We start from the raw sequence: 9182 nt of genomic DNA, 5'->3' as shown, positions 1-9182 counted from the left end.
CCGCCCCCCGACATCCGCATTCCGCGGCGTGACCGGCGCCTCGCCGGACGTCACGCCGCGCGACGTCGCGCGCGCCCGATGGCAGACTGCGGGCGCGCAGAAGAAAGAAGGATTTCGCACGATGAAGGTTTTCTCACGACGCGCGTTGTGCGCCGGTTCGATGATCGGCGCACTCGCGCTGGCCGGCTCCGGGCTGGCCGCGGCACACGTCACGGTCTCCGCCCCGGGGGCGACGCAAGGCGGCTACGAGGTACTCACGTTCCGGGTGCCCACCGAGTCCGACACCGCGGGCACCACCGGGCTCACCGTCACGCTCCCCGGCCTGCGTTCGGCGCGCACCGAGCCGATGCCCGGCTGGCACTCGGCGGTGACCAAGGACCCCGAATCCGCCCTGGCCACCTCCGTGACGTGGACGGCCGATCCGGGCGTGGAGGTGGGCCCCGGACAGTTCGGCGAGTTCCGCGTATCCGCCGGACCGCTGCCGGACTCGGCCACGGTGGTTTTCCCCGCCGTGCAGACCTATTCCGACGGCTCCGTCGTCGAATGGGACCAGCAGCGGGCGGCGGACGGTACGGAGCCCGAGCATCCGGCGCCGTCCCTCACCCTCGAACCCGCGTCCGCCGAGAGCAGCCATGCGCACGGCGGGCAATCCGCGACAGCGGATACGGAGGCGGACGATGCGGGGCCGGGCGACGACTCCGTCGCCCGGTGGCTCGGCGGGGCCGGCCTGGTGCTCGGCGCCCTGGCCTTGGCGCTCGCTCTCGGCAACATCGTCCGCAGGAGGTCATGACGATGGGCAGGAGAGCAGTTCCGGGCCGCACCGCGCCGGAGCGGCGCCGGCGCGGCACGCGACGGTCGGCGGCTGCGGCGATGCTCGCGGTCTTCTTGGCCGCGGCCGCCGCCACGCTCGGAGCCGGCGTCGCCTCCGCGCACTCGGCGATCATCGAGATGAGCCCGCCCGACGGGTCCGCGGTCGACGCCGGGCCGGACCGGGTGACGCTCACGTTCAATGAGGCGATCTCGCCCGATTACGCCAACCTCACGGTGGTGGGCCCGGACGGCAACCTGTGGTCGCGGAGCGAGCCGACGGTGTCCGGCAACACCATCTCCGTCCCCGTCGGTGCGCTCGGGCCCGCGGGCACGTACACCGTGGCGGTGAAGGTGACCTCGGCCGACGGCCACGTCGTCGGCTACACGCGCAGCTTCGAGCTGACGCAGCCCGGCGACGGCACGCCCGGCCCCAAGGCCGACGCCTCCGACACCGACGAAGGGTCGGATTCCGGCGGCGGAGTGCAGTGGTGGTGGTTCGTCATCCCGGCGGTCGTCCTGTTCGGCGGCGGGCTGTGGTTCGCGTTGCGCAGCCCCGGCGACGACGACTGAACTCGACGAACGTCTGTGCGGCGGGTCCAGACGGACCCGCCGCACAGGCGTTTTCAGGAACTGAAGGCGTGCGCCGTCAGGACTCGACCGGCGCTTCGGGAAGCCGCACCACCTGGCCTGCGTAGGACAGGCCCGCGCCGAACCCGACGAGCAGCGCCAGGCCGCCCGCCGGCGCCTGCCCCTCGCGCAGCATCTTCTCCATCGCCAGCGGCACCGAGGCGGCCGACGTGTTGGCGGTTTCGATGATGTCGTCCGCCACGGGGACCGTCTCCGGCAGCTTGAGGCCGCGCACGATCAGCTCGTTGATGCGCTGGTTGGCCTGGTGCGGGACGAACGCGTCGAGGTCCTCGACGCCCACCCCGGACGCGTCGAGCGCGTCCTTGGCCACCTTGCCGATGGTGAACGCCGCCCAGCGGAACACCGACTGTCCCTCCATCCGCAGGGACGGGCGCTCGTAGTCGCCGCTGTTGACGATGTCCATCCACGACGGCTCCTGGCGGATGGCATTGGCCTGGCCGCCGTCCGAGCCCCACACCACCGGACCGATCTTCGGCGTGTCCGACGGTCCGACGACCACGGCTCCCGCGCCGTCGCCGAAGATGAACGCCGAGGTTCGGTCGGTCATGTCCAGGCCCACGCTCATGTGGTCGACGCCGATCACCAGCACGTGCCGGGAGCTGCCGGCCCGGACCAGGTCGGCGGCCACCGCCAGCCCGTGGCAGAATCCTGCGCACCCGGCGCTGAGGTCGAACGACCCCGGCCCCGGCAGGCCCAGCGCGTCCGCCACCAGCGTGGCCGCCTGCGGCGTCTGGTTGTAATGCGAGGAGGTGGCCATGATGATGCAGTCGATCTGCTCGGTGTCGAGCCCCGACGCAGCGATGGCCTTGCGGCCGGCCGAGGTGGCCATCGTCACCGACGTCTCACCGGGCCCTGCGAACCTGCGTGACCGGATGCCGGACCGGGTGCGGATCCACTCGTCCGTCGAGTCGATCGTCTTGCAGACCTCCTCGTTGGTGACGACACGCTCGGGCCGGTAGACGCCCAAGCTCAGAATCGCCGAGTGGCTGCCCGTGGTCGGCGTGATTTCAGCGGTCATCGAGTGTGTTCCGATCTTTCGTGCTCAGACTCGCCGCGCCGGACCGGGCACGGCAACGTGTGCCCCCGCGGCGCGCGAATCGGTGGCGCCGTCCCGGCGGACCGGGCGCCGGAGCCATCGGCGGATGAGGTTGGCCGTCACATTACGCCGTCTCCGCCCCTGCACCGGGGATGGGCCCACCGCGCCCGTACCGCCGCGCCGCGGCCCCTGTGCACGATAGGTTGGGCCCGACGTCCTCTCCGGCCGTGTCCGACGACACAGTATGTTGTGGTCGACAGGTTGTGTTCGATGGCACGACGCGAACTGGCCGACGGCGCAGCGCCCTGCAGCCGGGCGGCCCCGCACCGTGACAGCCGAGTCGACCGGACAGCCCAGCCACGAGACAGGAGACGCTTATGGCCGAGAGCGAAGGAACGCCCCGGAAGTCGTCCGGCCCGCGCCACGCACTGCCCGCGGAAATGGAACCTGCGCCCCTTCCCGCGACCGAGCCCACGCCGCCGACCGAGCGCCCGGCCCCCGCATATGAGAGCTACGAGGCGCCCGAGTCGAACCTCATGCCGATGATCCTCGCGGCGATCCTGGGCGGCGTGCTGGCGGTCGTGCTGCTGATGCGGGCGCGGCGCCGCGCCGGGGACGACGCCGGCGAGGACTGACCACCCGGACTGACGCCCTTCTTCCACGCCGAGTCGGTGGTTCCGCGGTGCCGCACCGCAGCGCGAGCACCGGTAGACCCCGGCTCGGCGGCGGGATCAGCGTCCGGGCACGTAGCTCAGCGCCTTGATGGCCACCGGCAGCGTCTTGGCCCACACCTTGGGCGGCATCCACGCCGGGCCCGCCATGCCCGTCACCCGCTGCGTGGCCACCGTCTGCGGCTCGGTGTACTTGAGCAGGCCGTCGGCCCCGTGCCGGCGCCCCACGCCGGAATCGCCCATCCCGCCCATCGGGGCCGCCGTGCTTCCCCAGGCGGGCGCGTAGCCCTCGTTGACGTTGACCGTGCCGGCGCGCAGGCGCTGCGCGATGGCCTCGCCCTCGGCCGCCGATCCGGCCCACACGCTGGCGTTGAGGCCGTATTCGGTGTTGTTGGCGCGCGCGATCGCGTCCTCGACGTCGGTCACCGGGTAGATCGACACGAGCGGCCCGAAGGTCTCCCCCGCTGCGCATTCCATCTCCGCGGTCACCCCGGTGAGCAGGGTCGGCTCGAAGAACAGCGGGCCCAGGTCCGGGCGCGCATTGCCCCCCGCGACCACCGTGGCGCCCTTGCCCACAGCGTCCTCCACGTGGTGGGTGACGGTCTCGAGCTGGCTCTTCGAAATCATGCTGCCCATCTCGGTGCCGAACGCGTATCCGGCGCCCAGCGTCATCGCCTGCACCCGCTTGGCCAACACGCGCGTGAACTCGTCGGCCACGGCCTGCTCCACGTAGATGCGCTCGACCGAGATGCACAGCTGCCCGGAATTGGAGAAGCACGCGCGGGTGGCCGCCTCCGCCACCCTGCCCAGATCGGCGCCCGCGGTGACGATCATGGGGTTCTTGCCGCCCAGCTCCGCCGAGTACCCGATGAGCCGCCGGCCGGCCTGCTCCGCCAGGTGCTTGCCGGTGGCGGTGGAGCCGGTGAACATGAGGTAGTCGGTGGTCTCGACCAGCTCGGTGCCCACCACGGACCCCGGCCCGGGGACCACCGCGAACAGGTCGCGCGGCAGCCCGGCCCGGTAGAGCAGCTCCACGCACGCCAGCGCGCAGTAAGGCGTCTGGCTGTCCGGCTTGAGCACGACGGCATTGCCTGCCATAAGCGCGGCCACCGCGTCGGACACCGCCAGCGTCATCGGGTAGTTCCACGGCGAGATCACACCCACCGCACCCTTGGGCTGGTAGTGGACCTGCGTCTTGGTGGCGCCGGGGATCATGCCCGGCACCCTGCGGCTCTTCAGCGTCTTGGGTCCCGTGCGCGCGTAATAGCGGGCGGTCATCGCGATGTCGAGGACCTCCTCGAGCGCGGATGCGCGCGACTTGCCCGTCTCCGCCTGCGCCATGTCCATGAGCGCGTCGCGGTGGGCCAGGACCATGTCGTGGTAGCGGAAGAACACCTCCGCGCGCTGCGTGGGGCTGCGGCGGGCCCACAGCCGCTGCGCCACCCGGGCGCGCTCGACCGCGGCCCGGGCGTCGTCCGCCGTGCCGACGGGGATCGTCGCCAGCGTGCGGCCCGTGAACACCTCCGCGATGTCCCTCGTGGGCCGCTGATCTGCTGCGTCGATGGCGACAAGCTTGGCGAGACGCGCGAACGTCTCCTTGGTGGGCGCGGGCATCTGTTCCCCTCCGGTTCACCGTCTCGGTTCTGTGCGTCACACACTACCCGCGGTCACAGACAGCCGCGGGGCCGCGAATCCCGCCGCTGCGGCCCGGCCCGGCCTACCGTGGAACCGTCCGCGCACCGACATTTGACCCTCACGCGGCGGGAGGCCGGAAGGTGGGACCCGTGAACGACGAAACGCCCGTCCGGGATGCGGAACTCACCGTCGGAGCCACGGCCCGCCTCATCGGGGTCAGCGTCCGCACGCTGCACCACTGGGACCAGGTGGGCCTGGCCTCGCCCGGCGCACGCACGGCCGCCGGGTACCGCGTGTACACGGCGCCGGACATCGAGCGGCTGCACCGGGTGCTCACCTACCGCGAGGTGGGATTCGAGCTCCAGCAGATCCGCAGCCTGCTCGACGACCCGGATGCCGACGCCATGGTGCACCTGCGGCGGCAGCGCCGACTGATCGACGAGCGGATCGCGCGTTTGCAGCAGATGGCTACGGCCGTGGACACGATGATGGAGGCGAAGACGATGGGCATTCAGCTCACCCCGCAAGAACAGCGCGAGGTGTTCGGCGACGACTGGCTGGGCGACGAGTACGAGGCGGAGGCGCAGGAGCGCTGGGGCGGCACCGACGCATGGAAGCAGTCGGAACAGCGTGCAGCCCGGTACACCAAGGACGACTGGAGGCGCATCAAGACCGAGACGGATGCGCTCGAGGCGGACCTGGCCGCGGCCATGGCCGACGGGGCGCCCGCCGGCGGGGAGCGGGCGAACGCGCTGGCCGAGCGGCACCGGGCGGGCATCGAGCAATTCTACGACTGCTCGCACGAGATGCAGTGCTGCCTGGCGGAGATGTACATCGCAGACGAACGATTCCGCAAGCACTACGACGACGTCGCGCCCGGGCTGGCGCAGTACCTGCGCGACGTGATCCTCGCGAACGCCGAAGCGCCCGCCTGAGTGGGCCTGCCGCCCGCGCGCAGCGCATTCCGGCGCGGGCGGCCGCGCATCGGCTCCGCCGTATATCCTCGATGTGAGGGGGTCCGCCGCTGACGGGCCCGCCGACGACAGGAACGATGCACATGGACGGCGGTCCCCGCACGGCGCGCGAGCGGCCCGGATTCTGGCAGTACATCGCCTACTCCTACGGAAAGGTCCTGCCGCCCCAGTACCGCGAGTGGGTGATTCGCGACCTGGGAGGGCCGGGCGCGAACTTCCGGATGGCGATCCGCCTGATCCTGCCCGCGTTCGTGGGCCTGGGCCTGATGTGGCTGATCCCCGCCAGCCTGTTCGTGCACGTGGGGATGACACTGCCGATCTTCCTGCCGTTCGTGTACTTCTCCTTCGTCCTGGGGCGCGTCTACCGCCGCCACCGACTGCAGGTGCACGGCCTGGACCCCGATCTGGCCGACTGGTGGGCGCACGAGAAGGACTATGCGCTGCGCCGCGAGTACGAGGACCGGTTCGGACGCTGACGCGTCCTCCTCCTGATCGGGTCACCACCCTGCCCAGCGCCGAATGGAACATGTTCCAATGGCGCACGATGCGACTCGGCAATCCGCCGATCGGCAGGGATCCACCGGGAAGGCACCTCAGTGAGCGAGCAGACCGACTTCGACAGCACGACCCGCACAATCACCGCCGGACGATTCGAGCTGCACTACAACGAGGCCGGCGCGGACAAGCCGGGAACCCCGGTCCTGTTCCTGCACGGCTCGGGCCCCGGCGTCAACGGCTGGTCGAACTTCTCCGGCAACTTCGCCGCGTTCGCCGAGCAGCGGCGCACGATCATCCTCGACATGCCCGGGTTCGGCAGCAGCCCCGCGCTCGAGTGGGACGCCGCCTACCCGCGCGTGGCCGCCGAGGCCGTCGCCGCGCTGCTCGACGAGCTGGGCATCGAGAAGGCCGATATCGTCGGCAACTCGATGGGCGGCAACGTCGCCTGCGAGGCCGCCCTCGCCACCCCGGGCAGGGTCCGCCGCATGGCGCTGATGGGCCCGGGCGGGCTGGCCGAGAACCTCTTCGCACCCAACCCCAGCGAGGGGTCGCGGCGGCTGTTCGACTTCCTCAAGAACCCGTCCGAGGAGGCCATGGAGGCCTGGGTGGACACGATGGTGGGCAATCGCGACGTAGTCTCCCCCGAGCTCATCGCCGACCGCACCCGTCGCGCCCTCGAGCCCGGCGTCATCGCGCAGACGATGGGGATCTTCGGTTCCATCTTCAATCCCGAGTTCAAGACCCTCCCCCTGTGGGCACGCGCGGAGGGCATCACCCAGCCGACTCTGCTCATCTGGGGCCGCGACGACAGGATGCTGCCGTACGAGGGGGCGCACTTCGCTTACCGGCACCTGCCCGACGCCGAGCTGCACGTGTTCAGCAACTGCGGGCACTGGGCGATGATCGAACAGCGCGAGTCGTTCAACCGGCTGGTGCTCGAGTACTTCACCCGCGAGGGCTGAGGGCGGGGCCTGAGCGCGGGAGGGCGGGCGCCCCCTCGGGGTGCGCTCGCCGCGTCGCCCCGTACTCTTGCCGTGGTTCATGGTCCCGGGCGGGAGACGAGAAGGGCGCCTCAACTGTGACGGAAGACGGCGTCGATCCGACGCGGCGGGCGGAGTACGTCCCCCCGCCTCAGGTTGCCAGTCGCGGCGGAACAGGTCGGCACCGCGCCGCACGGGCCCGCCGAACCCTCGCCCCCCGCCGAACCCGCAGCCCCCGGCGAAGCCGCACCGCCACGCGCCGCGGCGGTGGCGCCGTGTTCGCAGCGACGCGCCTGATCACGGCCTGCACGTCGGCGGTCGTGCTGCTGGGCACCGGCGTCGCCTGGTGGCAGTGGAACGACATCAACGGCGCGATCGCCACCTCCGATGCCCTCGACGGCGTGTCCGCATCCGAGGGGAAAGAGCGCAACATCCTCATCATCGGGCTCGACAGCCGCCTCGACAAGGACGGGAAGCCGCTGCCGCAGGAGGTGTACGACCGGATCCACGCGGGCGACGAGAGCGTCGGCGGCTACAACGCGAACACGCTCATGCTGGTCCACGTAGGCGCGGACGGCCGGGCGAAGCTCATCGGCATTCCGCGTGATGACTACGTCGAGATCCCCGGGTGCCCGGACGGCGTCTGTCAGGCGAAGATCAAGGAATCGTACGGCCACGCGTTCTCCGAGTACCGCGGCGCGCACGAACAATCCCAGGACGGCGCGGCGCTGGAACGGGGTGCCCGGGAGGCCGGCCGCAAGTCGGTCACCGCCACCGTGTCCCGGTTCCTCGGCGACGTGCCGATCGACAACTTCGTCGAGGTCACCATGGGTGCCTTCTACGAGCTCGCGCGCACGGTCGAGCCGATCACCGTGTGCCTGCAGCAGGACACCTACGATCCGTTTTCGGGCGCGGACTTCCGTGCCGGAAAACAGCAGATCGACGCCGCCCAGGCGATGGCCTTCGTCCGCCAGCGCCGCGATGTGAACCCGGCCCTCAACTTCACCGACATCGATCGCAGCCGGCGTCAGCAGGCGTTCCTGTTGTCGGTGGCGAAGCAGCTCGGCGGGAAGAACCTGGTGACCGATTCCGGGGCACGCGGCCGTCTGACGGACATCGCGCGCTCGCATCTCACGTTGGACAAGAACCTCGACCTCGCCGGGGCGTTCGCTCTCGCGTCGTCGATCGACCCGGCGACGGTCGAGTCCTACACGCTGCCGATCACGGGGTTCGCCACCCTCGACGACGGTTCCGAGGTCAACACGGTCGATACCGCCGAGATCCGCCGCACCGTGGCCCTACTGCTCCAGCCCCCTGCCGCCGGACCGGACGCAGGCGCGAAGGATCCCCCTGGCCTGGACGCCGGGACTTCGCGCACGGTGTTGGACGTGTCGGCGACGCGTATCGACGTCGCCAACGCCACCGGGATCGACGGGCTCGCCGGCGCTCTCGCCGACGGGCTCGCCGCCGAGGCGTCCCCGTACGGCGGCGAGCCCGGCGCGGCGACCACGGCTGACGCCGTGCAGCACCGTTCCGCCGTCCACTTCGCGCCGGGCGAACGCGCCGACGCCCGGTCGCTGGCCGACTACCTCGGGATCGACGACGTCACCGAGGACGCGGCCATCGCGCCCGGGTCTCTCCAGTTCATCGCCGGTCTGGACCTCGTGAACAATCCCGTGGCCCGGCATCTGACCGCGTCCGCTCCGGCTACGTTGAGACAGAAATTCAGCGACGATGCGACGCCGGACCAGTCGGATCCGGACGCGGGCGGTCCGGCGCCCCGGGAGGCCCTGTCCACGAGCGAGGATCCGCAGCCGACGGATCTTTCGCAGATCGCTGCGGGCGGCGTGCCGTGCGTGAAGTAGGTCCGACACGCCGCCCGCGGCGCGGCCGCGGCCTGCGCCGGCCGCCCGCACCGGCGCACACTGGA

9 protein-coding genes are annotated in these 9182 nt (G+C 71.2%); 7 read left to right on the top strand and 2 right to left on the bottom strand.

Translation table 11 applies throughout. The features are described 5' to 3' along the window. The first annotated feature begins 121 nt into the window (after nt 1-121). Both JJ683_RS14150 and JJ683_RS14145 read left to right on the top strand, forming a co-directional pair. Nucleotides 122-790: a YcnI family copper-binding membrane protein gene (locus JJ683_RS14150; protein WP_200175066.1), complete on the top strand. Its 669-nt coding sequence runs from the start codon at nt 122-124 to the stop codon at nt 788-790. 2 nt (nt 791-792) lie between these two features. Beyond that, the gene (locus tag JJ683_RS14145) at nt 793-1380 is read left to right on the top strand and encodes a copper resistance CopC family protein (RefSeq protein ID WP_372435306.1); all 588 of its coding nucleotides are present in this window, start codon (nt 793-795) and stop codon (nt 1378-1380) included. A 76-nt stretch (nt 1381-1456) separates the two neighbouring features. Here JJ683_RS14145 and JJ683_RS14140 read toward each other — a convergent pair whose 3' ends face one another. Further along, nucleotides 1457-2476, bottom strand: coding sequence for a beta-ketoacyl-ACP synthase III (locus JJ683_RS14140; protein ID WP_200175063.1), 1020 nt, complete (start codon nt 2474-2476; stop codon nt 1457-1459). A gap of 395 nt (nt 2477-2871) precedes the next feature. Between JJ683_RS14140 and JJ683_RS14135 the strand changes: the two genes are divergently transcribed. Beyond that, nucleotides 2872-3129: a hypothetical protein gene (locus JJ683_RS14135; RefSeq protein WP_200175062.1), complete on the top strand. Its 258-nt coding sequence runs from the start codon at nt 2872-2874 to the stop codon at nt 3127-3129. Nucleotides 3130-3225: 96 nt separating this feature from the next. Here the strand turns inward: JJ683_RS14135 and JJ683_RS14130 are convergent, their stop codons facing one another. Next, nucleotides 3226-4779, bottom strand: a complete 1554-nt coding sequence (locus tag JJ683_RS14130; RefSeq protein ID WP_200175061.1) for a succinic semialdehyde dehydrogenase — start codon at nt 4777-4779, stop codon at nt 3226-3228. A gap of 170 nt (nt 4780-4949) precedes the next feature. On the opposite strand from JJ683_RS14130, the gene JJ683_RS14125 reads away from it, so the two are divergent. The 4 genes from JJ683_RS14125 (at nt 4950) to JJ683_RS14110 (ending at nt 9117) form a co-directional block, all read left to right on the top strand. Further along, nucleotides 4950-5735: a MerR family transcriptional regulator gene (locus JJ683_RS14125; RefSeq protein ID WP_200175060.1), complete on the top strand. Its 786-nt coding sequence runs from the start codon at nt 4950-4952 to the stop codon at nt 5733-5735. A 122-nt stretch (nt 5736-5857) separates the two neighbouring features. After that, nucleotides 5858-6250 (top strand): DUF5313 family protein, encoded by a 393-nt coding sequence (locus tag JJ683_RS14120; protein ID WP_200175059.1) that lies wholly within the window; start codon nt 5858-5860, stop codon nt 6248-6250. A gap of 120 nt (nt 6251-6370) precedes the next feature. Continuing rightward, the gene (locus JJ683_RS14115; protein ID WP_200175057.1) at nt 6371-7234 is read left to right on the top strand and encodes an alpha/beta fold hydrolase; all 864 of its coding nucleotides are present in this window, start codon (nt 6371-6373) and stop codon (nt 7232-7234) included. 293 nt (nt 7235-7527) lie between these two features. Next, nucleotides 7528-9117, top strand: coding sequence for an LCP family protein (locus JJ683_RS14110; RefSeq protein WP_200175054.1), 1590 nt, complete (start codon nt 7528-7530; stop codon nt 9115-9117). Nucleotides 9118-9182 lie beyond the last annotated feature (65 nt).

Origin of the sequence: Tomitella cavernea, assembly GCF_016599145.1 — a bacterium.
In the GTDB taxonomy this organism is placed as follows: Bacteria; Actinomycetota; Actinomycetes; order Mycobacteriales; family Mycobacteriaceae; genus Tomitella; species Tomitella cavernae.
Note: the sequence above shows the minus strand (reverse complement) of the source record. Positions and strands in the feature narration are given on the sequence as shown.